The 23475-nt window shown below is 71.2% G+C and carries 19 protein-coding genes; 8 read left to right on the top strand and 11 right to left on the bottom strand.

Features of this window, described 5'->3' with window-relative positions; all coding sequences use genetic code 11:
* Window positions 1–120: 120 nt before the first annotated feature.
* The 3 genes from ACFYZZ_RS06040 to ACFYZZ_RS06030 are packed head-to-tail and all read right to left on the bottom strand — an operon-like array spanning window position 121 to window position 3486.
* Entirely contained in the window at window positions 121–870 is a 750-nt protein-coding gene (locus ACFYZZ_RS06040; RefSeq protein WP_389172184.1) for a succinate dehydrogenase/fumarate reductase iron-sulfur subunit, read from the bottom strand.
* The gene (locus tag ACFYZZ_RS06035) at window positions 867–2813 is read right to left on the bottom strand and encodes a fumarate reductase/succinate dehydrogenase flavoprotein subunit (RefSeq protein WP_389172182.1); all 1947 of its coding nucleotides are present in this window, start codon (window positions 2811–2813) and stop codon (window positions 867–869) included. The genes ACFYZZ_RS06040 and ACFYZZ_RS06035 overlap by 4 nt, the downstream gene beginning before the upstream one ends.
* A gap of 1 nt (window position 2814) precedes the next feature.
* Window positions 2815–3486, bottom strand: a complete 672-nt coding sequence (locus ACFYZZ_RS06030) for a succinate dehydrogenase (protein ID WP_389172181.1) — start codon at window positions 3484–3486, stop codon at window positions 2815–2817.
* A 120-nt stretch (window positions 3487–3606) separates the two neighbouring features.
* Between ACFYZZ_RS06030 and ACFYZZ_RS06025 the strand changes: the two genes are divergently transcribed.
* Window positions 3607–4491 (top strand): LysR family transcriptional regulator, encoded by an 885-nt coding sequence (locus ACFYZZ_RS06025; protein WP_389172179.1) that lies wholly within the window; start codon window positions 3607–3609, stop codon window positions 4489–4491.
* Window positions 4492–4559: 68 nt separating this feature from the next.
* Here ACFYZZ_RS06025 and ACFYZZ_RS06020 read toward each other — a convergent pair whose 3' ends face one another.
* The 3 genes from ACFYZZ_RS06020 to ACFYZZ_RS06010 form a co-directional block, all read right to left on the bottom strand.
* Complete coding sequence (locus ACFYZZ_RS06020; protein WP_389172177.1) at window positions 4560–6704, bottom strand: putative bifunctional diguanylate cyclase/phosphodiesterase; 2145 nt, start codon at window positions 6702–6704, stop codon at window positions 4560–4562.
* A complete protein-coding gene (locus tag ACFYZZ_RS06015; protein ID WP_389172175.1) occupies window positions 6701–7513 on the bottom strand; it encodes an SAM-dependent methyltransferase in 813 nt (270 codons plus the stop codon). The genes ACFYZZ_RS06020 and ACFYZZ_RS06015 overlap by 4 nt, the downstream gene beginning before the upstream one ends.
* 256 nt (window positions 7514–7769) lie before the next feature.
* On the bottom strand, window positions 7770–8741 hold the full coding sequence (locus ACFYZZ_RS06010) for an SCO0930 family lipoprotein (RefSeq protein ID WP_389172173.1): 972 nt from the start codon (window positions 8739–8741) through the stop codon (window positions 7770–7772).
* 741 nt (window positions 8742–9482) lie between these two features.
* On the opposite strand from ACFYZZ_RS06010, the gene ACFYZZ_RS06005 reads away from it, so the two are divergent.
* Entirely contained in the window at window positions 9483–9611 is a 129-nt protein-coding gene (locus ACFYZZ_RS06005) for a hypothetical protein (protein WP_386576807.1), read from the top strand.
* Between the two features lie 31 nt (window positions 9612–9642).
* On the top strand, window positions 9643–10407 hold the full coding sequence (locus tag ACFYZZ_RS06000) for a DUF4239 domain-containing protein (RefSeq protein WP_386576808.1): 765 nt from the start codon (window positions 9643–9645) through the stop codon (window positions 10405–10407).
* A gap of 95 nt (window positions 10408–10502) precedes the next feature.
* Here the strand turns inward: ACFYZZ_RS06000 and ACFYZZ_RS05995 are convergent, their stop codons facing one another.
* Window positions 10503–11303 (bottom strand): hypothetical protein, encoded by an 801-nt coding sequence (locus tag ACFYZZ_RS05995; protein WP_389172172.1) that lies wholly within the window; start codon window positions 11301–11303, stop codon window positions 10503–10505.
* A gap of 295 nt (window positions 11304–11598) precedes the next feature.
* Between ACFYZZ_RS05995 and ACFYZZ_RS05990 the strand changes: the two genes are divergently transcribed.
* The gene (locus tag ACFYZZ_RS05990; protein WP_389173633.1) at window positions 11599–12276 is read left to right on the top strand and encodes a class F sortase; all 678 of its coding nucleotides are present in this window, start codon (window positions 11599–11601) and stop codon (window positions 12274–12276) included.
* Window positions 12277–12306: 30 nt separating this feature from the next.
* On the opposite strand, the gene ACFYZZ_RS05985 is transcribed toward ACFYZZ_RS05990, so the two are convergent.
* Window positions 12307–13143 carry a polysaccharide deacetylase family protein gene (locus tag ACFYZZ_RS05985; RefSeq protein WP_389172170.1) on the bottom strand — a complete coding sequence of 279 codons (837 nt, stop codon included), beginning with the start codon at window positions 13141–13143 and terminating at the stop codon, window positions 12307–12309.
* A gap of 199 nt (window positions 13144–13342) precedes the next feature.
* Between ACFYZZ_RS05985 and ACFYZZ_RS05980 the strand changes: the two genes are divergently transcribed.
* Entirely contained in the window at window positions 13343–14800 is a 1458-nt protein-coding gene (locus ACFYZZ_RS05980; protein ID WP_389172168.1) for an MFS transporter, read from the top strand.
* Here the strand turns inward: ACFYZZ_RS05980 and lysX are convergent.
* On the bottom strand, window positions 14745–18023 hold the full coding sequence (gene lysX, locus ACFYZZ_RS05975; protein WP_389172166.1) for a bifunctional lysylphosphatidylglycerol synthetase/lysine--tRNA ligase LysX: 3279 nt from the start codon (window positions 18021–18023) through the stop codon (window positions 14745–14747). The two genes, ACFYZZ_RS05980 and lysX, sit on opposite strands and share 56 nt — an antisense overlap.
* A gap of 89 nt (window positions 18024–18112) precedes the next feature.
* Between lysX and ACFYZZ_RS05970 the strand changes: the two genes are divergently transcribed.
* The gene (locus tag ACFYZZ_RS05970) at window positions 18113–18583 is read left to right on the top strand and encodes a universal stress protein (protein ID WP_389172164.1); all 471 of its coding nucleotides are present in this window, start codon (window positions 18113–18115) and stop codon (window positions 18581–18583) included.
* On the opposite strand, the gene ACFYZZ_RS05965 is transcribed toward ACFYZZ_RS05970, so the two are convergent.
* Window positions 18519–19766 (bottom strand): MFS transporter, encoded by a 1248-nt coding sequence (locus ACFYZZ_RS05965; protein ID WP_389172163.1) that lies wholly within the window; start codon window positions 19764–19766, stop codon window positions 18519–18521. The genes ACFYZZ_RS05970 and ACFYZZ_RS05965 overlap by 65 nt on opposite strands.
* A gap of 103 nt (window positions 19767–19869) precedes the next feature.
* On the opposite strand from ACFYZZ_RS05965, the gene ACFYZZ_RS05960 reads away from it, so the two are divergent.
* Window positions 19870–20838: a LysR family transcriptional regulator gene (locus ACFYZZ_RS05960; RefSeq protein ID WP_389172161.1), complete on the top strand. Its 969-nt coding sequence runs from the start codon at window positions 19870–19872 to the stop codon at window positions 20836–20838.
* Window positions 20839–20889: 51 nt separating this feature from the next.
* Window positions 20890–22314: an APC family permease gene (locus tag ACFYZZ_RS05955; RefSeq protein ID WP_389172160.1), complete on the top strand. Its 1425-nt coding sequence runs from the start codon at window positions 20890–20892 to the stop codon at window positions 22312–22314.
* On the opposite strand, the gene ACFYZZ_RS05950 is transcribed toward ACFYZZ_RS05955, so the two are convergent.
* The gene (locus ACFYZZ_RS05950; RefSeq protein WP_389172158.1) at window positions 22315–23466 is read right to left on the bottom strand and encodes a CapA family protein; all 1152 of its coding nucleotides are present in this window, start codon (window positions 23464–23466) and stop codon (window positions 22315–22317) included.
* Window positions 23467–23475 lie beyond the last annotated feature (9 nt).

Here is a 23475-nt window from a genome sequence, read left to right as displayed (position 1 = left end):
GTGTGGGCTTGTTGAACGGCGTGGGTGAGGGCGCCGGCGGAAAACCAGACGGGGCCGGAAGGAGCACCTCTCCCGACCCCGCCCGTCCGCCTGCTGGTCGGCGAACGTCTTCTCCCGCGGCTAGCGCCCCGCCACCTTCCGGGTGGCCCGCAGCCACTCCTTGTTCATGCTCGTGATGGACACCAGCGGGATCCCCTTGGGGCAGGCGGTCGCACACTCACCCGTCAGCGTGCAGCCCCCGAACCCCTCCGCGTCCATCTGCGCCACCATGTCCAGCACCCGCGTCTCCCGCTCGGGCGCCCCCTGCGGCAGCACGTTGAGGTGGTTGACCTTTGCGGAGGTGAACAGCATCGCCGCACCGTTCGGGCAGGCCGCCACGCACGCGCCGCAGCCGATGCACTCGGCGTGCTCGAACGCGAAGTCGGCGTCCGCCTTGGGTACGGGGGTGGCATGGGCCTCGGGCGCGGAGCCGGTGGGGGCGGTGACGTACCCGCCGGCCTGGATGATCCGGTCGAATGCCGACCGGTCCACGACCAGGTCCTTGATCACCGGGAAGGCCGAGGCGCGCCACGGCTCGATGTCGATCGTGTCGCCGTCCTTGAAGGACCGCATGTGCAGCTGGCAGGTGGTGGTGCGCTCGGGGCCGTGCGCGTCGCCGTTGATGACGAGCGAGCAGGCGCCGCAGATGCCCTCGCGGCAGTCGTGGTCGAAGGCGACCGGGTCCTCGCCCTTGAGGATGAGTTCCTCGTTGAGGGTGTCGAGCATCTCCAGGAAGGACATGTCGGAGGAGATGCCGTCCACCTCGTACGTGGACATGGTGCCGTCGGCGTCGGCGTTCTTCTGCCGCCAGACGCGCAGGGTGAGCTTCATGCGTAGCTCCGCTGGGTGGGGTGGACGTACTCGAAGACCAGGTCTTCCTTGTGCAGGGTGGGCGCCTCGCCGGTGCCGGTGAACTCCCAGGCGGCCGCGTAGGAGAACTCCTCGTCCCTGCGCGCGGCCTCGCCGTCGGGTGTCTGCGACTCCTCGCGGAAGTGGCCGCCGCAGGACTCGCCGCGGTGCAGCGCGTCGAGGCACATCAGCTCGGCGAGTTCCAGGTAGTCGACGATGCGGTTGGCCTTCTCCAACGACTGGTTGAACTCCTCGCCGGTGCCGGGCACCTTGATGCGCCGCCAGAACTCCTCGCGGATCTGCGGGATCCGCTCCAGGGCCTTGCGCAGGCCCGCGTCCGTGCGGGCCATGCCGCAGAACTCCCACATCAGCTCGCCGACTTCGCGGTGGAAGGAGTCGGGGGTGCGGTCGCCGTCGACGGACAGGAGCAGGCCGATCCGGTGCTCCGTCTCAGCCAACACCTCCTGGACGACGGGGTGTTCGGCCGTCACCGCCTCCTGGTGCGGGTTGCGGGCGAGGTAGTCGTTGATCGTCGACGGGAGGACGAAGTAGCCGTCGGCCAGGCCCTGCATCAGGGCGGAGGCGCCGAGGCGGTTCGCGCCGTGGTCGGAGAAGTTGGCCTCGCCGATCGCGAACAGGCCCGGGACGGTCGTCTGCAGGTCGTAGTCGACCCACAGGCCGCCCATCGTGTAGTGCACGGCGGGGTAGATCCGCATCGGCACCTCGTACGGATCCTCGTCGGTGATCCGCTGGTACATGTCGAAGAGGTTGCCGTACTTCGCCTCGACCGCCTTACGGCCCATCCGCTTGATCGCGTCCGCGAAGTCGAGGTAGACGCCTTGGCCGCCGGGGCCGACTCCCCTGCCCTCGTCGCAGACGTTCTTCGCGGCGCGGGAGGCGATGTCGCGCGGGACCAGGTTGCCGAAGGAGGGGTAGATGCGCTCCAGGTAGTAGTCGCGCTCGTCCTCGGGGATCCGGTTCGCCGGCCGGTCGTCGCCCTTGGCCTTGGGCACCCAGATCCGGCCGTCGTTGCGCAGCGACTCGCTCATCAGGGTGAGCTTGGACTGGTGGTCGCCGGTGCGCGGGATGCAGGTGGGGTGGATCTGCGTGAAGCAGGGGTTGGCGAAGTAGGCGCCGCGCCGGTGCGCCCGCCAGACGGCGGTCGCGTTGGAGTTCATGGCGTTCGTGGACAGGTAGAAGACGTTGCCGTAGCCGCCGCTCGCGAGTACGACGGCGTCGGCGAAGTACGTGTCGATCTTCCCGGTGACGAGGTCCCGCGCCACGATGCCGCGTGCCCGCCCGTCCACGACGATCAGGTCCAGCATCTCGGTGCGCGGGTGCATCTCCACGTTCCCCGCGGCGATCTGCCGGGACAGCGCCTGGTAGGCGCCCAGCAGCAGCTGCTGACCCGTCTGGCCGCGGGCGTAGAAGGTACGGGACACCTGGACGCCGCCGAAGGAGCGGGTGTCGAGCAGGCCGCCGTACTCGCGGGCGAAGGGCACGCCCTGCGCCACGCACTGGTCGATGATCTCCACGGAGATCTGGGCGAGCCGGTGCACGTTGGACTCGCGAGCCCGGAAGTCGCCGCCCTTGACGGTGTCGTAGAACAGCCGGTGGATCGAGTCGCCGTCGTTGCGGTAGTTCTTCGCCGCGTTGATACCGCCCTGCGCGGCGATCGAGTGGGCGCGGCGCGGCGAGTCCTGGTAGCAGAACTGGACGACGTGGTAGCCCTGTTCGGCGAGCGTGGCGCCCGCGGAGCCGCCGGCCAGGCCGGTGCCGACCACGATGACGGTGTGCTTGCGGCGGTTGGCGGGGTTGACCAGCTTGGCCTCGAAGCGGCGCTTGTCCCAGCGCTCGTGGATCGGGCCGGAGGGGGCCTTGCCGTCGGCCAGGGGCTCACCGGCGGCGTATTCGGTGTAGGTCATGTCAGCTCACCACTCCGGTCATGACGCCCACGGGTACGGCGACGAAGCCGGCCGTGAGCAGCAGCGCGAGGACGTTGGCGACGGTCTTCAGGGCGCGGTCGCGGGCGCGACTGCCGACGCCGAGGGTCTGGGCGGCGCTCCAGAAGCCGTGCCGGATGTGCAGGCCGAGCGCGAGCATCGCGACGATGTAGATGACGTTGCCGTACCAGGTGGAGAAGGTGTCCACCACGTTCTGGTACGGGTGGCCCTCCTGGAAGCCGCCGGAGTGCACGGTGCCGGTGGTGAGGTCCAGGAGGTGCCAGACGATGAACAGGCCGAGGATGATCCCGCCCCAGCGCATGGTGCGCGTGGCGTAGCTCGCCCGGGGCCTCTTGTGCACGTACTTGCTGGGGCGCGCCCGTATGTCACGGCGGCTGAGCTGGTAGGCGGACGTGGCGTGGGCGACCACGGCGACGACGAGGACGATCCGGATGAGCCAGAGCGTCCAGGAGTAGTGCATGAAGGGTTCGCCGACGGTGCGCAGCCAGTGGCCGTAGTGGTTGAACTCGCCCGCCCCGAAGTAGATCTTCAGATTCCCGATCATGTGCGCGACCAGGTACAGCAGCATGATCACACCACTGACGGCCATCACCGTCTTCTTCCCGACGGTGCTGTCCCACACGGTGCGTGCCATGGACGGCCGTCGGTCCGTCCGCGTTGCCAGAGCCATGGAACAGCACGCTAGAGGCGGGGGAACCGATCGGTCCAAGACATGGTCCAGCTTGTTTCCATAGGCTGGGACTATTCTGTAACCGTGCAGTTCCAGCAGCTTCAGTACTTCGTGGCCGTGGCCGAGACCCGGCACTTCACCCGGGCCGCCGAACTGGTCCATGTCGCCCAGCCGTCTCTGTCGCAGCAGATCAAGGCCCTGGAGCGGGAGCTGGGCGCGGACCTGTTCCTGCGCGCCCGGGGCAACATCACGCTCACCGACGCGGGCGAGGCACTGCTCCCGCTGGCCCGGCGGATCCTCGCGGACGCGGACACGGCCCGGTACGAGGTGCAGGAGCTGGTGCAACTGCGGCGGGGCCGGGTGCGGCTCGGCGCGACGCCGAGCCTGTGCACCGGCCTGCTGCCGGACGTCCTGCGCGCCTTCCACGACCGCTACCCCGGCATCCAGCTGCTGATCGAGGAGGGCGGCTCGCACGACCTGGTGCGCGGGCTGGCCCGCGGCGCCCTCGACCTAGCCCTGGTCGTCCTGCCGCTGCCGACGCCCGCGCCCGCGCTGACCACGGTGGAGCTGCTGCGCGAGGACCTGGTGGTGGTGTCCTCACCGGACGTACCGGCGCCGGGGCGGGGCCGCCGGGCCGTGCGCATCGCGGATCTGGAGGGCGAGCGTCTGGTGATGTTCCGGCACGGCTACGACCTGAGGGAGCTGACCGTTGCGGCGTGTCGCTCCGCCGGGTTCGAGCCGGACTTCGCGGTGGAGGGGGGTGAGATGGACGCGGTGTTGGGGTTCGTGCGGGCCGGGCTTGGTGTCGCGGTCGTTCCCCGCATGGTCGCTGCACGCACGGGGCGTGGGTTGCGGGTCACTCCGTTGGCTCGGCCGGGGTTGCATCGGACCATTGCGTTGGCTCACCGGAGTGACGTGGCTCCGCCTCGGGCCGCGCGGGAGTTGCAGCGGATGTTGCTTGAGCGGTGACTGTATCGATACAGCCCCGCACCCCCAGGCATACTGCGCCCCCTCAAAGCTGAGAGGGCGCCGCTCGTTCAGCCCGTCGCGTCCACCAGCGCCAAATCGTGCAGTCTCTCCGGTGGGCCCGGCCTCGCGTAGTACCAGCCCTGAGCCGTGTCGCAGCCCAGTATGCGGAGTTGTTCGGCCTGGGCGCCGGTCTCCACGCCCTCTACGGTGACCGCGAGGTCGAGGCTGTGGGCCAGGGAGACAATGCCTTCGACGATCTTGAGGTCGACGGGGTCGGCCGGGAACTGCTGCATGCCCTGGGTGAAGGAGCGGTCCAGTTTGAGGATGCTCACCGGGAGGCGGCGCAGGTTGGCGAGGTTGGAGTAGCCGGTGCCGAAGTCGTCGAGGGCGATGTCGACGCCCATCTCGGCGAGTCGGCGCAGGGGTTTGAGGAGATCGTCGTCGGCGCCGATCAGTGCCGACTCCGTGACCTCCAGACAGAGGGCGTCCGGGGCGACGCCCGCGCGTTCGAGAATCTCCACCGTGTCCTGGACCAGGCCGGGATGGCTCAGCTGGCACGGGGAGAGGTTGACGTTGATGCGCAGGGGGCCGGCGGCCTTCTCCTCGCCGTATCGTTCGCGCCATTCGCGGGCCTGACGGATGGACTCCTCCAGGACCCAGCGGCCGAGCGGCACGATCAGGCCCGTGTGCTCGGCGAGCGGGATGAAGCGGTCGGGGCCGAGGACGCCGTGCTGCGGGTGCAGCCAGCGGACCAGCGCCTCGGCGCCGCGGACGCTGCCGTCGCCGAGGTGGACCAGGGGCTGGTACTCGATGAAGAACTCGCCGCGTTCCAGGGCCGTGGGCAGCGCCGTGGTCAGGCCGTGGCGGGTGATCGCGCGGGCGTCGGCCTCCGGGTCGGCCAGCTCGGAGCGGTTGCCGCCCGCCGACTTCGCCCGGTACATGGTGATGTCCGCGCTGCGCAGGACCTCCGCCGCGGTGCGCTCGCCCGCCGGGCCCTCCACGATGCCGAGGCTGCCGCGTACCAGCAGGTCACGGCCGTCGATGCTGATCGGCGTGATGAGCGCGTTCATGATGCGTTCGGCGAGTTCGTCGACGCCCCGTTCGGTGCCGGGGCCGGTGGTCAGGGCCACGAACTCGTCGCCGCCGAGCCGGGCGACCATCTCGCCGGGCGCGGTCGCGCAGGACTGCAGCCGGTCGGCGACCTCCACCAGCAGCCGGTCGCCGGCCGCGTGGCCGAGGCTGTCGTTGACGGTCTTGAAGCCGTCCAGGTCGAGGTAGCACAGGCCGAAGCGCTGGCCCTGGCCGGCGCCCAGGGCTTTCTCCAGGCGCTCGAAGAACAGGGTGCGGTTGGGCAGGCCGGTGAGCGCGTCGTGTGTGGCCTCGTAGCGCAGCCGGAGGTTGAGCAGGCGGCGCTCGGTGGTGTCCTCCATGAGGGCCAGCTGGTACTGCGGTTCGCCGTCGGCGTCGCGCAGCAGGGAGACCGTGAGGTTGGTCCAGAGGACCGTGCCGTCGGGGCGGTTGAACGCCTTCTCGACGTGGTAGTGCTCGCGCTCGCCGCGGACGAGTTCGTCGTACAGCTTCCAGGTCTGAGGCGCGTCCTCGGGGTGCGTCCACTCCATGACGTTGCGGCCGCGCACGGTCGTCTCGGAGCCGCCGAACATGCGCAGCAGGGCCTCGTTGACCTGGAGCACGTTGCCCTCCAGGTCGGCGATGCCGATACCTATGGCCGCGCCCTCGAAGACCGCCCGGAAGCGGGCCTCGCTGGCGTGCAGGGCCTGGGCCACGACGCCCTGGGCCTGCAACGCGGCCTGGGCGATGGCCTCCTGCTCGGCGAGGGTGCGCTCGCGCAGGGCCTGCGCGTACCCGGCGGCCATCGCGTGCTGCAACCGCGAGGAACGCATGCGCAGTTCGTCCTGGGGGCCGTCCTCGCCGCAGTAGAGGACCAGGTAGGCGTCGACACAGTCCAGGGTGCGGGTGAGCGCCTCGGGGTCGGTGCAGTGCGCCTCGACGAGTGCGGCGCCGACCGCCTTGGCCTCCTCCGAGTCGAAGCTGCGGGCCCGCAGCAGGCCGCTCAACCTGCGTGCGAGCGGAAGGAGTTGTTCCGCAAACTCCGCGCGGGTCAGCGACGTGGAGGTGACCGGGAAGACCGCCCGGCTCCAGATCGTCGTCAGCCGGCGCAATCTGTCCTCCGGCCCGTCCGGCTCCGCGCTCACGCCGTGCGCCCCACGCCGGCGAATCCGGAGAAGGCGTACGGATCCTCGTCCTCCGGCGCCGACTCCGGGCGCCAGAGCGGCATCTGCACCAGTCCGGGTTCCACCATCTCGTACCCCTCGAAGAACCGCGCGATCTCCTCGCGCGAGCGCATGATCAGCGGGTTGCGAATGTCCCTGTATACGTCCACCGCGCCCTCGGCCCGCTCCGCCGGCAAGGGGATTCCCTCGTACGAGGCATGGGTGAGGATCAGCAGGCTGCCGGGCGCGAGCACCTCGCGCAGCTCGGCCACCGCACCGTACGGGTCGTCCACGTCTTCCACGAAGTGCAGTATGGCAACGAGAAGGAGGGCCACTGGCCGATTCAGGTCGATCAGGCGGTCCAGTTGGGGGCTGGAGAGGATCTCCTGGGGCTTGCGCAGGTCGGCGGCGATCACGTCGGCGTCGGTGTTGCCCGCCAGCACCGCCTGGCTGTGCGCCACCGCCACCGGATCGTGGTCCACGTAGACGACGCGGGCGCCCGGTGCGGCCGCCTGGGCCACCTCGTGGACGTTGCCGAAGGTCGGGATGCCGGAGCCGATGTCGAGGAACTGGGTGATGCCCTCGTCGGCCGCGAAGCGCACGGCTCGGCGCATGAACGCCCGGTTGGCCTGCATGACCTTCGGCAGCCCCGGCATGAACTCCATCGCCTTGCGGGCCGCCTCCCGGTCGACCTCGAAGTTGTGCGAACCGCCCAGGTAGAAGTCGTAGATACGCGAAACGCTCGGCACCGAGATGTCGATGCTCCGTGGGGCCCAGGCGGGACGCTCCATGTATCTCTCCAAGGCGTAGGCGACAGGTCGAGCCGATCCGGTGTTCGAGCTGAGGCTACTGATCGCCCGCCAAAGGAGCGACCCGAACCGGAAATTGACCGTCCGTTCCCGGTCACTGCCTGAGGCAAGTGCGCAGGTGACCCCGCTGTGTGACAGCCGTACCGAACAACGGTCCGCCCCCTCCGTGCGGTGCGGAGGGGGCGGACCTTCGATCGGGCGCCGGTGGGCGGGGCGATCGACCCTGGGGAGGTGATCTCTACTTGCCCGGCGCGCCGACCGGCTTGCCGTCGGGCGAGACGGCGTACCAAGTGCCGCCCACGCCCTGACCGTTGGTGTCACCGGGAGCCTTGTCACCGGAGAAGGTGTAGATGGGCCAGCAGTTGACGGTCATCTGCTTGCCCCCGTCGGGCCGGTTGAAGCCCATCAGGCCCTTCTTCTGGACGCCCTTGGTGTCCTCGGGCTTGACCGGGGCGACCGCGGGCCACTTCTCCAGGCAGGCGCCGGTGCAGTTCGAGACGACCTTCGGCCACGCCTTGTCCTTCAGGAAGCGGTAGACCGTCATGCCGTTCTTGTCCACGATGACGTCGCCCAGCTTGGGGTCCTTGCGGACGGACAGACCGGGCAGGGAGGCCAGCGAGGCCTTCTTGCCGTTGGGCGCGAGGGCGAACCACTTGCCGCCCACGCCCTGGCCGTTGACGTCACCGGAGTTGACGTCCTTGGCGTAGCGGTAGGCGGGCCAACCGCCGATGGTCAGCTGCTTGGTGCCGTCGGCGCGGGTGACCTCGCCGAGCAGCGCCTTGTCGATGCCCTCGCCGGCGGTGGCGTCGTCGGCGGGCACCGGCGGCCAGGTGGTGGCGCAGTCGCCGTCGCAGTTCGACTTGGGCGGATTGGCGGTGTCCTTGTCGAACCGGTAGAGGGTCAGGCCGGAGCCGTCGGTCAGCACATTGCCCAGGTCGGGGTTGCGGGCCACGCTCAGCTTGCCCGCGGCGGCGGCCGGGCTCGGGGAGCTGGAACTCTGGTTGCCGTCGGCGCCGTACCCGTTGCCCGCACCGGTACCCGTGGCGGCTCCGCCGCCCGGGTTGCCGTAGTCGCCCGCCGCGGCCGTGGCCCCGACATTCTGGGCCGCCGATGCCGGCGTGGTGCTGTTGTCCTGACCGCACGCCGTCGTCAGCACCAGCACCGAAGCGGCCGTGGCCACCAGTGAGGCGGTCCGCCAGGAGGTCTTCATCGCCAACTCCCCAAATTCGCCTGGATATTGCAGCGCCCTGCTGCGCCGCCGCACGGCCATGGGTACGCACCGGAGGGGTCGGAGTGTTCAACCGGGACGCGAAATTCTTTCCGGATCCTGTGACGCGTCCCGTGACGCGTCCCGCGCGCGGGGAGTCGTACGGGCGCGCATATCGGCCAGTCGGTCGGCTTCTGGTATTCAAACCATTGATCGTGATTTGTCACCCCTTAGGATCAATCCGGTCGTACTCCGGAGTACGACGGCGCTCGGCGCCTCATGATCTCCGTCGTGCATGGACCCGAAGTGACCCGATGTGCGCCCGCCACACGGGTGTTGGCCCTTCTGGCACTGACCTGGACCCTGGTGGGCTGCCCGGTCGGGACCGCGTCGGCCGACGCCTGCGCGTCCGCCTCGACGGGCCCGGACGGCACGGTGGCGGTAGCCGTGGCGGGAGGCGGCGACCGCTGGCCGACGCCCCCGCCGTGCCCGAAGCCCACGCCGACCCCCACACCGACGCCAACGCCGACCCCCACGCCGAAGCCGACCCCGTCGCCGAAGCCGAAGCCGAGGCCGACGCCGCGTCCGACGCCCACTGCGAAAGCCCCGCCGAAACCGAAGCCACGGCCGCCCGCCCCGGCGCCACCCGTGCCCCGGCCGACGCCGACCCCGACGCCCCGGCCCGACCCGAAGCCGCGGCCCGAGCCGTCGCCCAGGGCCCGCCCGCGGCCCTCCGTGACCCCGGTGAGCTACCCGGCGTACCACCCCCGGCCCAGCAGCCGCCAGGCACCCGACCACACGTCACCGGTCACCTACGTCCTGCTCATCACCGTTCCCGCGATCGTCGCCGTCGCGGCGCTGCGCCCGCGCTGACGCGCCGGCCGCTCACTTCTGGAGGCATCTGTTGTCGGATTGGCTTGTTCTCGTCCTTGCGATGCTGGGGGCCTGTGCCGTGGTGGTCGTCATCACCCTCGTACGGCACAAGAGGGCTCCCGACGACGAGGACCCCAGCGAGACCCCCGACGTCATCGAGTACATGACGATGTGGATCGGCGTCGTGTACGCCATCGTCCTGGGCCTCGCCATCGCGGGCGTGTGGGAGGCGCGCAGCAGCGCCCAGGACCATGTGCAGGCCGAGGCCCAGGCGCTGCACGAGATCTCGGAGCGGGTGCGGGTCTATCCGCCGGACATCCGTGACCGCATCCGGAGCGACGCCGACACCTATGTCCAGTACGTGGTGACCACCGAGTGGAAGGCGATGACCGACCGCGGGCGCGTCACCGAGCGCGGTACGCAGCTGCTGGCGGCGCTCCGCCACGACGTGACGGACTATCAGCCCAAGAACGACTTCGAGGCGCAGGCCTACCAGCCGCTGCTGGACCAGATGGCCGCCGCCGACCAGGCGCGCAACGCGCGCGCCGACTCGACCGGGGCGACGATGCCGGGCGTGGTGTGGTTCGGGCTGCTCGCCGGGGCGGTCATCACCGTCTGCATGGTCTTCGCGCTGCAGATCCGGCGCACCCGGCGCGAGTTGGTCCTGGCCGGGTTCTTCTCCGCGACCATCGCCTTCATGCTCTTCCTCATCTGGGACTTCGACGCCCCCTACAGCCGGGGCATCACGGCGAGCGCCGACCCGTTCCTGAACCTGTTCCCGCACGTCAGGGGTTGACCGCGGACGGGCCTTCGCCCCGGTCCCCCTGCGGGAACCGGGGCGAAGGCCCGTCTTGCGTCCGGTGCGCTCGGCACAACGGGTTCCGGCCCCGGTCAGAACCGCCTCTCCGGGCGGCGGCGCATCAAGGACATGCCGCCTCCGATGACCGCCGAGGCCACCAGACCTCCGCCGATGGCCATGTCGGCCGGCGTGGCGCCGCTGGTGACGCTGCCGCCGAAACCGGCCTGGACGGCGCCGAGAGCGGTCTGGCTGCCGCTGAGGCCGACGTTGCCGCCACCGTGACCGGCCTTGACGCCGCTGCCGACCGTGAAGGCATCCGGGAGGCTCAGGGTGCGGCCGTTGCAGTTGACGGTGATGTCGTAGGTGCCGGACCTACCGGAGGGGACCGTGGCGACGCCTCGCGCGGTGTCGTTGCCGATCGGCGACAGCTGGACGGTGGGGAAGACATGCTCAGGCGAGGAAGCGGTACCGCCCCGGCAGTTGTCCACGGTGATGGCCAGACGGCCGCCGTCTGAGGGGAGCACGCGGAGCACGTTCGGGGAGACGACGATGTTGCGCGGGTTGCCGTCGCCGTGGTGTTTTTCCTGGTCGTTCTCGTCGCCCCGGCCGTTGTTGTTGCCCCGCCCGTTGTTGCCCCGATCGAAGTTGTCGCACCGGCCGTTGTCGCCCCGACCGTTGTCGCCCCGGCCGTTGTTGTTCCCCTGGCAGAAGTTGCCGTTGTTGTTCCCGAGCCCGTTTCCGAAGCCGTTCCCGATGTTGCCGTTGCCCGGGATGGTGATGACGGTGTTCGAGCCGCCTCCGCCGCCCATGCCGTCCGCTACGGCCACGGGGGCGGCCGGCCCCAGCACGGCGACCGCCGCGCATGCGGCCGCCAGGGCACGTTGGTTTCGCATGTGAACCTCCGCGGGAGGCACTCCGGGTCCCGTACCCGGACTATCGGCGAGAAGGCACCTCCCGACAGAACCCTCGGACACCCGGAACACGCCCGCATGTCGAGAATGGTCCGTCCTGGTGAGCGGACACGCCACGAGAAAAGCACACAATCGGATATTGCCGCAGGTCACGGACCGTCAGAAAAATCCTTTCGGCTGCAACTCGTATGGCGCACCAACAGGGTGACGGACCACCCGTTCGCCCGTCGCCCCGTCGCCCCGCCGCTCGTACGGGACTTAGCTTTTTCCCATGCGAATGTCTGCGTCCCTGCTGGCCGAGCTGGCCGAAGAGGAGGAGCTGCGGCGAAAGCGCGCCCCATGGGGCGTGATCGCGCTCGTCCTGCTGTCCGGCCTGGCGCTCATTCGGAATGGTTCCGGAGAATTCGACGTCGGGCCACCGCAGCCTGCCTCGGCAGCGGCGGCGACAGCGGACGGCGGCGTTGCCCCGAGCCCGTTCGCGAGCGGCCCCGCCGCCCTGCCCTTCGCCGTGGCCGACCGGATCCGGATCCCCTCGATCCGGGTCGACGCGCCCGTCACGCAGGTCGGTCTGGACGCCCAGGGCTGGATCGGCGCTCCGCCGCCGGAGGACTCCAACCTGGCGGGATGGTTCACCGGTTCGGTCTCGCCCGGCGAGAAGGGCACCTCGGTCGTCGTCGGGCACGTCGACAACACGAAGGGCCCCGCCGTGTTCTACGGACTCGGAGCACTGCAGAAGGGCAGCCGCGTCGACGTCGTGCGCAAGGACGGAAGGACCGCGGTGTTCGAGGTCTACGGAGTCGAGGTCTTCGCGAAGAACAGCTTCCCGAGCGACCGGGTGTACGGCTCCAAGGGCACGGCGGAACTGCGGGTGATCACCTGCGGCGGCGGCTTCTCGAAGCAGAACGGCTACGACGGGAACGTCGTCGTGTTCGCCCGCCTGGCCTCGGTCGAGTGAGCCGTGGTGACCGGGCGGGCGAGCGCCCGGTCACGAGAGACGGCGGGGCGGCACGGTGAGGTGATAGCCCGAGTCGAGCAGATAGGGCAGGTATTCGCGAATCGCGTGGACGGTCTGCGACCGATCGCCCCCGGCGTCGTGGGAGAGCACCACGACACCGGGGGCGGCGCCGCTCTCCACCCGGTCGACGATGGTGCCCGTGCCGGGCGTCTCCCAGTCGGTGGTGTCGACGGTCCACGCCATCGGCTCCATGCCCATGTCGGCGCCCAGTTGGAAGGCCGCGCGGTTCCAGGCGCCGTAGGGTGCGCGGAACCACTGGGGGCGCTCCCCGTAGGCGTCCTCGATGACGTCGCTGGTCCGCTCCATCTCCGAGCGGATCTCCCGGCGGTCGAGGGTGGTCAGCAGCGGGTGCGTGTAGGTGTGGTTGCCGACGACATGCCCCTCGTCGGCCATCCTGGCCAGCAGTTCCTTGTTGATGGCGGCCATCTCCCCGCACACGAAGAACATGGCCCGTACGTCGTACTTGGCGAGGGTGTCGAGAATGTACGGGGTGTAGCGACGGTCGGGTCCGTCGTCGAAGGTCAGCATCATGTGCCGGCCGCGTCCGGAGATCTGCAGAATGGGCTCGTGCCGTTCCTTGAGCTTGCGTGGCGCGGCGCGCGGCGGGCCGTATCCGGTGAGCGGCTGGAGGCGGTACGCGGAGGGCTTGAGCGCCTGGACGGCCGGTGGGCCGGCGACCGGTGCGGCGATGCGGGTCACCTCGTCGTCGCCCTCCGCCATGACGATTCCGGCGGTGCCCGCGGCTCCCAGAGCGGCGGCCGAGGCGAGAAGCATCCTGCGCCGGGTGAACAACTGATCCTTCTGCATGACTCATCACTCGCCCCGCAGGCCTCCGGCGCACCACAGTGACACCGGTGTGGCGGCAGGAATTCATCCGGTCGGCGCAGCCCGGGCGGACTTGTGTACCGCCGACCGGGTTTTTGATAATCGCTCAGTCCGCATGGAAGTCACCGGTGTTGCAGATGGAGGTCGAGCCGGTTTGGTCGTGCACGGGGGAACAAACGGAGTGTCGCGCAGGCGGTTGGCGGTGGTGCTGCTGGGCGCCGCCCAGGTGCTGGTCGTCTTCGACACGACGGCCTTCGCGATGGCGCTGCCGTGGATCTCGGCACGGTCGCACATGTCCATCGACGGGCTGACGTGGCTGATCACCATGTACAGCGTGTGTTTCGCCGCGCTGCCGGTGCTCGCGGTGGCGCTCGGCGAGGCTTTCGGGCAGCGGCGGGTGCTGATGGGCGGACTCGTGCTGTCGAGTGCCGCCGCCGCGGCATCCGCGGTGTCGCAGGACGCCGACGTGCTGCTGCCCTCGCGGGCGGTACAGGGGGTGGCCGCGGCGGCGATCACGGCCGGTGCGGTGGCGCTGATCGAGTCCACGCATCCGGAGGGCCGGGGCCGTGACCGGGCGTTGAGCGTGCACTTCGTGGTGGTCGCGGCGGCCGGACCGGCGGTGGTGCTGCCGTCCACCATGCTGCTGACCACGGTGGAGTCGGGTGCGGCGGTCTTCTGGGCCCAGGCCGTCGTCGGCGTACTGCTCCTGCTGCTGGTCCCGGTGACGCTCACCGAGTCCGCGACCGGCCCCGAGGCCCGGTCCCGGTTGGGCCGCGCCGCGGCGGCCGTCCTCCCGCTGGGCTTTCTCGCCTGGTTCGCCGACTGGCTCGGGGACCACAGCGTGTCCCCGACCACGATCATCGCCGTCGCGGCGGCCGGGGCACTGACGCCGTCCTCGCTGAGCTGGCTCGGCCGACGCGGGCAGGAGCCGTCCCTGCTCACCCGGCTGTACCGGGAGCGGGCCGCACTCGGCGCGTACACCGTGGTGGCACTGCTGGCGGCCTGTCTGACCGGTGCCGGGTTCGTCCTCACGCTCGCACTTCAGATGGTGGGCGGTCTGTCCCCCGAGTCGGTGGGCTGGGCCCTGTTGCCCGCCGTCGCCGGGCTGGTGCTGGGCTGGCTGACCCTGCCCCTGCTCGCGGCACGCGTCGGCCTCGCCGCCACGGTGGCCATGGCCTGTGGTGTGGCGGCGGCCGGGTTCGTCCTGCTGAGCCGGTCGGGCACCGGCTACCACCTCGCCGACGTCCTGCCGCCGCTGCTGCTGATCGCCTACGGCTGCGGTGTGCTCGCCCTGCCGGTGAGCTTCGCGCGGTCCGGGAGCGGTGCGCTGCCCCGGGCGCTGAACTCCTCCCGGCAGTTGGGAGCCGGACTGGGGGCGTCGCTGTTCAGCGGGGTCGTCACGGTCGTCGTGATGGGGATGCCGTCCAGCGGGTTCCACAACCGCAAGGAATACGATGCAGCCCTGGCGGCCCGTTTTCCCGAGTGCTTCGAACTCGGCATCGCGCTGGCCCTCACCGCCGCGGCGGTCGCGCTGCTGACCCTGCCCTGGCAGGGCCTGCGGACCACCGCCCCGGATCCGGGCGCTAGCGCCGGCGCACCAGCGGGAACGGCAGGGTCTCCCGGATCGTCAGGCCCGTGAGGAACATGACGAGCCGGTCGACGCCGATGCCGAGCCCGCCGGTCGGCGGCATCGCGTATTCGAGGGCGTCGAGGAAGTCCTCGTCCAGTTCCATGGCCTCGGGGTCGCCGCCCGCGGCCAGCAGGGACTGTGCGGTGAGCCGGCGACGCTGTTCGACGGGGTCGGTCAGCTCGGAGTAGGCGGTGCCGAGTTCGGTGCCGAAGGCGACGAGGTCCCAGCGCTCGGCGAGCCGCGGGTCGGTGCGGTGCTGCCGCGTGAGCGGGGAGACCTCGGTCGGGAAGTCCTTGTAGAAGGTGGGCAGCTGGGTGCGCTCCTCGATCAGCCGCTCGTACATCTCCAGGACCACGTCACCGGGCCCGTCGTCGGCGGTGTACGGCACGCCGGTCCGGTCGCACTGCCGGTGCAGTCTGAGCAGTTCGGTGCCGGGGCCGATCTCCTCGTCCAGCACCTCGGACAGTGCCCCGTACACGGTCTTCACGGGCCACGGTCCCGAGATGTCGTACTCCCGGCCGTCCTTGCGGGCGACCGGGGAGCCGAAGGCGGCGGTGGCGGCGCCCTGGATCAGCTCGCGGGTCAGGTCGAGCATCACGTCGTAGTCGGCGTGCGCCTGGTAGGCCTCCAGCATCGTGAACTCGGGGTTGTGCTTGTAGGAGACGCCCTCGTTGCGGAAGGTGCGGCCCAGCTCGAAGACCTTCTCCAGGCCGCCGACGCACAGCCGCTTCAGGTACAGCTCGGGGGCGATGCGCAGGTAGAGGTCGAGGTCGTAGGCGTTGATGTGGGTGGTGAAGGGGCGGGCGTTGGCGCCGCCGTGGATCTGCTGCAGCATCGGGGTCTCGACCTCGAGGAAGCCGCGGTCCAGCAGGCCCTGGCGCAGGGCCTGTACGGCGGTGGAGCGGGCCCGGATCACCCGCCGGGCGTCGGGGCTGGTGACCAGGTCGAGGTAGCGCCGGCGGACCTTGGCCTCGGGGTCGGCGAGCCCGCGCCGCTTGTCGGGCAGCGGGTGCAGGCACTTGCCGGTCAGCTGCCAGGAGGTGACGAAGACGGTGGGCTCGCCCTTGTCGCTGCGGCCCGCGCGGCCGGTGGCGGTGATGTGGTCGCCGATGTCGGTGTCGGACCGGAAGCGGTCCAGGGCGGCTTCGGAGCGGTCGCGGGTGAGGGCGAGTTGGTGGTCCCCCGACCAGTCGCGCAGGACGACGAAGACGATGCCGCCGAAGTCGCGGACCAGCATGACGCGGCCGGCCACGGTGACGTCCTGGCCCAGCGGGACGTCGGCGAGGGCGTGGGTGGGGGCGGGCACGCCGACCGGGTACGGGTCGGTGCCGGAGGCGCGCAGGCGGTCGAGCGTGCGGTGCCGGACGCGGACCTGCTCGGGCAGGGCCGCGTCCGGGGCGGCGGGCCCGGCCTCGCCCCCTCCTTCGAGGCCGAGCACCGTCAGGGACGGCAGGCCCTCGGTGGTGGCGGGCCGCTGCCCCGGCTTCGGGTGCCCCTTTCCCCAGAGTTTGCGCAGGGACGGTACGGAGACGAACCCCTCGGCGATGCCGGAGGCGAGGCCGATCCGGGCGAGGGAGGCGGTCTCGCCGTAGCAGATGAAGCGCGGGTACCACTCGGGCTGGAACTTGGCGTTGGAGCGGTAGAGGGCCTCCAGCTGCCACCAGCGGGAGAAGAACAGCAGCATCCGGCGCCAGAGTCTGAGGACGGGGCCGGCGCCGATGCGGGCGCCCTCCTCGAAGACGGACCGGAAGACGGCGAAGTTCAGCGAGATCCGGTGCACGCCGATTTTCTGTGCGGCCGCGCACAGTTCGGCGACCATGAACTCCATGACCCCGTTGGGGGCGGCGCGGTCACGGCGCATCAGGTCCAGGGAGACTCCGTCGCGGCCCCAGGGCACGAAGGAGAGCAGCGCGAGGAGCCGGCCGTCGTCGCTGAGGGCCTCCACGAGGAGGCAGTCGCCGTCGGCGGGGTCGCCCAGCCGGTCCAGGGCCATGGAGAAGCCGCGTTCGGTCTCGGTGTCCCGCCAGGCGTCGGCCTTGTCGACGATCTCCTCCATCTCGTGGTCGGTGAGGGTGGCGTGGCGGCGGATGCGGCAGGTGGCGCCGGTGCGGCGGACGCGGTGCACGGCCTGGCGGGTGACGCGCATGTCCCGGCCGGCCAGGTCGAACCCGGGCACGTGCAGGATGGCCTCGTCGCCGAGCTGGAGGGCGCCGAGTCCGGCCCGGGCGTAGGCGCGGGCGCCGTCCTCGGAGGCGCCCATCACGGCGGGTGCCCAGGCGTGCCGGCGGGCCATGTCCAGCCAGGCCTCGATGGCGTGCGGCCAGGCCTCCGGGTCGCCGACGGGGTCGCCGCTGGCGAGGCAGACGCCGGCCTCGACGCGGTAGGTGACGGCGGCCTTGCCGCTGGAGGAGAAGACGACGGCCTTGTCGCGGCGGGTGGCGAAGTAGCCGAGCGAGTCCCGTTCGCCGTAGGCCCCGAGCAGGGCGCGGATGCGGGCCTCCTCGTCGCCGTGCAGGGCCGCCTCCAGGCGCTGCGAACGGAACAGCGTGGCGGCCGCGTTCAGCAGAGCGAGCGCGCCGAACAGGCCGAGCAGGAAGGTGACCCTGCGGGGCGGGCGGCCGTCGAAGGCGCTGTTGGACACCAGCCCGCCGCACACCCGGTCCGCGGCCCAGGCCAGGTGCTGGCTCTGCGGGAGGGTGCCCGGGAACAGCGCGACCAGGCCCCAGCCGGCCAGGATCGCCACGGCGAGGCCGGCCAGCAGTACGCCGAGGGCCCGCCACACGGCACCGCGGCGAGAGGCGGCGTAGAACTCCTTGCGGGCCGTCACCAGCAGGAGCAGCAGCAGGCCGCACAGCACGAGGGACGGCACCGACTCGGTGTACTGGCCAAGGGCCACGCCGAGGATGTCGCCGGCCACGACCAGGCCCAGATAGACGACGACCAGCCACCAGGCGACCTTCTTGCGGGCGCCGGTGGCGGCGGCCAGCAGGAACAGGAAGACGGCGTAGGCGAGGTTGGCGCTGATCGGGACCAGGAGCAGGTCGAGGGCGCGGACGAGCGGGCGCAGCAGGCGGCGCAGCGGGGCGAAGATCGCGAGCAGGGCGCACAGCAGGCCGAGCGCGGCGAAGAGGGTGGCGAAGGCCTCGGGCACCCAGCCGAGGCGTCCGGCGGCGGGCGGGCGTACCGGGCCCGTGGCATCCCTCCGTGCGGCCGGCCCGGCAGTGGCAGTCATGGTTCCGACTGTAGGAAGGGGCGGCGCGGTACGCCCGTCGAGCGGGGCCGGGCCGCGGCGGGAAGCACCGGTTCCGATAACCTCGGGATGTGACGGAGCAGCACGAACAGCACGCGCACCGGTTCGAGCGGGGCACGGACGGGCCCAAGGTCATCGTGGTCGGGGTGGACGGCTCCGATTCCTCGATGCGGGCCGCAGCCTACGCGGGCGGTCTGGCCAGGCGGCAGCACGCGCTCCTGGCGGTGGTGTACGTGCAGCCGGTGCTCGCGGCGGGGGCGGCGCTCGGGGCTCCGGTGGCGGAGACGACCGACGAGATCGCCGAGGACCTGATCGCCCAGATCCGGGAGGCGACGGAGCGCGTCAAGGGGATATTCGACGTGCGCTGGGAGTTCCACACCTTCCGTGGCGACGCCTACAACGGCCTGGTGAAGGCGGCGGACGAGCTGAAGGCGGACGCGGTCGTGGTGGGCGCCTCCGAGCAGGCGGGGCACCGGATCATCGGCTCGGTGGCGGTCCGGCTGGTGAAGGCGGGACGGTGGCCGGTGACGGTCGTACCGTAGCCGTCTCCTTCCGGAGCAGCGGCAGGGTCGCAAGGAGCAGAACGCCGGCCAGGGCGATGGCGGCGCGCGGGCCGGTGAGGCTCGCCAGCAGGCCCCACAGGGCGGTCAGGGCGGCCGTGGTGGCCTTGCCGGTGACGGACCAGGCGGACAGGGTGCGGGCGACCCGGTCGTCCGGGGTGCATTCCAGGCGGCGGGTGGCGTACACGGGGTTGTAGACGCCCGAGCAGGTGATCACCCCGAACTCCACGGCCATCACCAGCAGCAGTCCGGGCAGGCCGGGCCCGACGAAGGCCAGCCCGAGGGGCCAGACGGCGCGCAGGGTGCCCGCGGTGCGCAGTATCCGCCGCTGCCCGTGGCGGGCGACCAGCGGGCGGGCCAGCCGGGAGCCGAGGAGTCCGCCGAGGCAGGGCACGGCGAAGGCGAGGCCGTACTGCCAGGGGGCGAAGCCGAGCGGGCCGAGCATGAGGACGGCCAGCGGCGGTACGGCGACCATGATCAGGGCGTTGACCGCGAGGTTGTTGAAGAACAGCGGCCGCAGGGCCGCACTGGTGAGGATGTACCGCCAGCCGTCGAGCAGGTCGGCGGCCCGCAGGCGCTGCACGCCGGTGCGCTCGGGGCGGGGCTCGCCGCCGCCCACGGCCCGGATGCCCAGCGCCGACAGCAGAAAGCTGACCGCGTTCGCCACGACCGTCGCGACCGGGCCGAACACGCCGATCGCGGCGCCGCCGAGGGGCGGTCCGAGGACGAGGGCGGTCCAGTTCGTGGACTCGAACCGGGAGTTCGCCGTGAGCAGCCGGTCGGCCGGGACGAGCGTCTTCAGGAAGGCGCCGGAGGCCGCGTTGAAGGTGATGTCGGCCGCCGCGACGATCACCGACACCAGCAGCAGCTGACCCAGGCCGAGGCCACCGAGCGCGTAGGCGGCGGGGACGGTGAGCAGCGCGGCGAACCTGGCCAGGTCCATCGCCATCATCACCGGCCGCTTGCGCCGGAACTCCACCCACGGCCCGAGCGGCACGGCCGCCACGGCGCCCACGGCGGGCCCGGTCGCGGCGAGCAGTGCCACCTCGGCCGGTCCGGCGTGCAGCACGAGGACCGCGATCACCGAGAACGCGTCGAAGGCGAGATACGTGCCGATCGCACTCGCCGAGTACGCGGCCCACAGCCACCCGAACCGCCGTCCCATGCACAACCTCCCCGTTGACCCGGGACATGAAATCGGGCAGCCGGGCGCCGAAGCAAACAACTTCCGGATCAGGCGTCACAACCATCGGTTGTACGGTGGCGAAGTGGACCTCAAGGCAGTGCGCACCTTCGTCACCGTGGCCGGCTCGGGACAGTTCCAGGAGGCCGCCGCCGTGCTGGCGGTCACCCAGCAGGCCGTCTCCAAGCGGATCGCCGCGCTGGAGAAGGAGCTGGGCGTGCGGCTGTTCACCCGTACCGCCCGGGGCGCCGTCCTGACCGTCGACGGCCGGGCCTTCCTGCCGCACGCCCACGAGCTGCTGCTGGCCGAGGAGCGGGCCACCGCCGCCGTGCGACCCGGGCGGCGCGCTCTGCGGGTCGATGTGATCGGCCCGCGACTCGCCCCCGCGGCGCTGCTGCGCGACTTCCACGAGGCGCACCCGGAGGTGGCCCTGGACGTGGTCACGCTCTTCGACGTGGACTCGGCGCTCACCGCCCTGCGCTCCGGGACGGTCGACGCGTCCTTCCGTGCCGTCGCCATGCCCGGGCGGCCGCTGCCCAGGGGCGTCGAGGCCGCGCGCGTCCTCGACGAACCGATCCAGCTGCTCACCGGCCCGGGGCACGCCCTGGCCGGCCGCCGCTCGGTCTCGCCCGGGGAGCTGGCCGGGCACCGGATCTGGATGCCGGGCATCGTGGACGGCACCGAGTGGGCCGCGTACTACGCCTCGCTCGCCGCCGCGTTCGGGCTCACCATCGACTCCTCGGGCGCCAACTTCACCGGGGCGGTGCAGGACGCGGTCGCCGCCGACAGCACCCTGGCGACCCTGGTCAGCGAGCAGACCCGGCTGGACTGGCCGGCCGGCCACGATCTGCGCCGTATCCCGCTGCTCGACCCGACACCCGTCTACCCGCACTCCCTGCTGTGGGTCACCACCAACCCGCACCCGGCGCTCACCGCCCTGCGCACCCACCTCGCCGACCGACGCCCCACCCGGCCGGAGGGCCGCACCTGGACGCCGGACTGGACCGAGCCCGCCGGGCCCGTGCGTGGCGTCTTCCGTACGGGACCGCCCTGAGCCATCATGATCCGCCGTCAGCCGTTTGCCATCGGCGAAGAGGTGAGGCGCATGGCCAAGCTCCGTATGGGTGAGGGAATTCTCCGCCGCAAACCCATCGAGCACATCGAGGACACCGAGATCAGCGAGGGGCCCCGGCTGGACCGGTCGCTCGGGCTGTGGCAGCTCACGGCGATCGGTATCGGCGGCATCATCGGGGCGGGCATCTTCACGCTGGCCGGCACGGTGGCCCACGAGACGGCCGGGCCCGCGGTGCTGGTGTCGTTCCTCATCGCCGGCCTGGCGAGCGCCTGCGCGGCGCTGTCGTACGCCGAGTTCGCCGGGCTGATCCCGAAGGCGGGGTCGGCGTACACGTACGGCTACGCGGTGCTCGGCGAGTTCGCGGGCTGGTTCATCGGCTGGGACCTGCTGCTGGAGTACACGGCGATCGTGGCCGTCGTCGCCATCGGCATCTCCGGATACTTCGGCTTCCTGGTCGAGGAGACGGGCGCGAACCTGCCCGACTGGATGCTGGGCGCGCCCGGCACCGGGCACGGGCACCGGGTCGACCTGTTCGCGGCCGCGCTGTGTCTGCTGATCGCCTGGCTGCTCAACCTGGGCATCCGCACCGCGGCCCGCTTCGAGACGTTCGTGGTCGCCCTGAAGGTGCTGGTGGTGCTGGTGGTGATCGCGGTGGGCGTGTTCCACATCAACAGCGCGAACTACCATCCGTTCTTCCCGTTCGGCATCAGCGGGGCGTTCACCGGTGCGGCGACCGTGTTCTTCGCGGTGTTCGGCTACGACGCCATGTCGACCGCGGCGGAGGAGTCGAAAGACGCGCAGCGGCACATGCCGAAGGCGATCATCTACTCGCTGGCGATCTCGATGGTGCTGTACGTGGCGGCCTGCCTGGTGCTGACGGGCATGCAGAACTACACGGAGATCGACCCGGAGAGCGGCTTCTCGTCGGCGTTCAAGTCCGTGGGGCTGAACAAGCTCGCCGACGTGATCGCGGTGGGTGCGATCATCGGCATCCTCACGGTGATGTTCACGTTCATGCTGGGCGTGACCCGGGTGTGGTTCAGCATGAGCCGGGACGGGCTGCTGCCGATCTGGTTCGCCAAGACGCACCCGACGCGGCATGTGCCGACCCGGGTGACGTGGATCGTCGGGGCGGTCTCGGCCGTCATCGCCGGGTTCCTCCCGATCGGCGAGGCGGCCGAGCTGACCAACATCGGCATCCTGCTGGCGTTCGTGGTGGTGTGCGCCGCGGTGATCGTGCTGCGCTACCGGCAGCCGGATCTGCCGCGCACCTTCCGGACCCCGTGGATGCCGTTCGTGCCCGCGCTGGGTGTCGTCTTCTCGATCTGGCTGATCACGTTTCTGCGGTGGCAGACCTGGGTGCGGTTCGCGGTCTGGTTCGTGATCGGCTGCGTGGTCTACTTCGGCTACTCCTACCGCCGTTCCGCGCTGGCCCGGCCGCAGTCCGCCGAGTGATCACTCCCCCATGACCAGCCCGTCGTCGGCGGCCCCGCGGCTGAGGACGACCTCCCTGATCCGGTCGCGCACCCCCTCCAGCTCGGCTCCGTCGGAGATCGCCTGGTTGAGGTCGCGGACCCGGCCGGAGTCGAGGTCGTACATCTGCGGGATGAAGTCGGCCCTGGTGACCTGCCAGCGGTCGCCGGGACGGGCGGGCGGGGCGAAGGTGAAGCGGCCGAGGGTGGAGTCGTTGCCGCGCGAGTCCTGCACGCCCTTGTCGTTGTACATTTCGCCGGCGATCTGGTCGCCCAGGCCGTAGACCACCCAGGTGCCGTTGACCTTCTCGTACGCCTGCGGGACATGGGCGTGGGTGCCGAGGATCAGGTCGATGTCCGGGCGGCCGTTCGTCTTCGAGGCCGTCAGCTGGTCGGCGAGGGCGAGCTGCAGCCGGTCCGGGTCGTCCTGCCACTCGGTGCCCCAGTGCACGGAGACGACGACCACGTCGGCGCCCGCCTTCCGGGCGGCTCGGGCGTCGGCGATCATCCGGTTCCGGTCGATCAGGCCGACGGCCCAGGGCTGTCCGGGCGGCAGCGGGCGGTCGTCGGTGCCGTACGTGTACGACAGGTGCGCGACCCGGGCCCCGCCCGCCCGGAGCATCGTGACCGAGCCGGCCTCGTCCTCGGTGCGGGCGGTCCCGGCGTGCCGCAGGCCGGCCCGGTCCATGGCGTCCAGGGTGCGCCGCAGGCCGGGGGCGCCGTCGTCCAGGGCGTGCTCGGAGGCGGTGGAGCAGCCGTCGTAGCCGGTCGCGGCGAGGCCCTGGGCGATCTGCGGCGGGGACTTGAAGACGGGGTAGCCGCTGTAGTCGCCGTCGGCGCCGTACACGGTCCCCATGTGACACAGCGCCAGATCGGCGCCGTTGACCACGGACTCGACGCCGGAGAGCATCGGACGGAAGTCGTAGCCGTCGCCGCCGGCGTCGTAGCGCGCCCGCTCGATGACGGAGGTGTGCGGCAGCACGTCGCCGGAGGCGACGAGGGTGAAGCCGCGGTCGGCGGACGGCGCCGGGCGGCCTGCGCCCGCGAGCTCCTGCCGCTCGTGGTTCTGACAGGCGGCAGCGGCGGCGAGGAGGGCGGTCAGGGCCAGCGCAACCTGCTTTCTGCGTCCGATCATCAGCTCACC

Origin of the sequence: Streptomyces sp. NPDC001816 (genome assembly GCF_042892235.1) — a bacterium.
In the GTDB taxonomy this organism is placed as follows: Bacteria; Actinomycetota; Actinomycetes; order Streptomycetales; family Streptomycetaceae; genus Streptomyces.
This window is presented reverse-complemented; position numbering and strand designations above follow the sequence as displayed.

Coding starts and splice junctions, on each gene's coding strand:
- ACFYZZ_RS06040 (WP_389172184.1), bottom strand. CDS start 870: ATGAAGCTCACCCTGCGCGTCTGGCGGCAGAAGAACGCCGACGCCGAC.
- ACFYZZ_RS06035 (WP_389172182.1), bottom strand. CDS start 2,813: ATGACCTACACCGAATACGCCGCCGGTGAGCCCCTGGCCGACGGCAAG.
- ACFYZZ_RS06030 (WP_389172181.1), bottom strand. CDS start 3,486: ATGGCACGCACCGTGTGGGACAGCACCGTCGGGAAGAAGACGGTGATG.
- ACFYZZ_RS06015 (WP_389172175.1), bottom strand. CDS start 7,513: ATGGAGCGTCCCGCCTGGGCCCCACGGAGCATCGACATCTCGGTGCCG.
- ACFYZZ_RS06010 (WP_389172173.1), bottom strand. CDS start 8,741: ATGAAGACCTCCTGGCGGACCGCCTCACTGGTGGCCACGGCCGCTTCG.
- ACFYZZ_RS05995 (WP_389172172.1), bottom strand. CDS start 11,303: ATGCGAAACCAACGTGCCCTGGCGGCCGCATGCGCGGCGGTCGCCGTG.
- ACFYZZ_RS05990 (WP_389173633.1), top strand. CDS start 11,599: ATGTCTGCGTCCCTGCTGGCCGAGCTGGCCGAAGAGGAGGAGCTGCGG.
- ACFYZZ_RS05985 (WP_389172170.1), bottom strand. CDS start 13,143: ATGCAGAAGGATCAGTTGTTCACCCGGCGCAGGATGCTTCTCGCCTCG.
- lysX (WP_389172166.1), bottom strand. CDS start 18,023: ATGACTGCCACTGCCGGGCCGGCCGCACGGAGGGATGCCACGGGCCCG.
- ACFYZZ_RS05965 (WP_389172163.1), bottom strand. CDS start 19,766: ATGGGACGGCGGTTCGGGTGGCTGTGGGCCGCGTACTCGGCGAGTGCG.
- ACFYZZ_RS05955 (WP_389172160.1), top strand. CDS start 20,890: ATGGCCAAGCTCCGTATGGGTGAGGGAATTCTCCGCCGCAAACCCATC.
- ACFYZZ_RS05950 (WP_389172158.1), bottom strand. CDS start 23,466: ATGATCGGACGCAGAAAGCAGGTTGCGCTGGCCCTGACCGCCCTCCTC.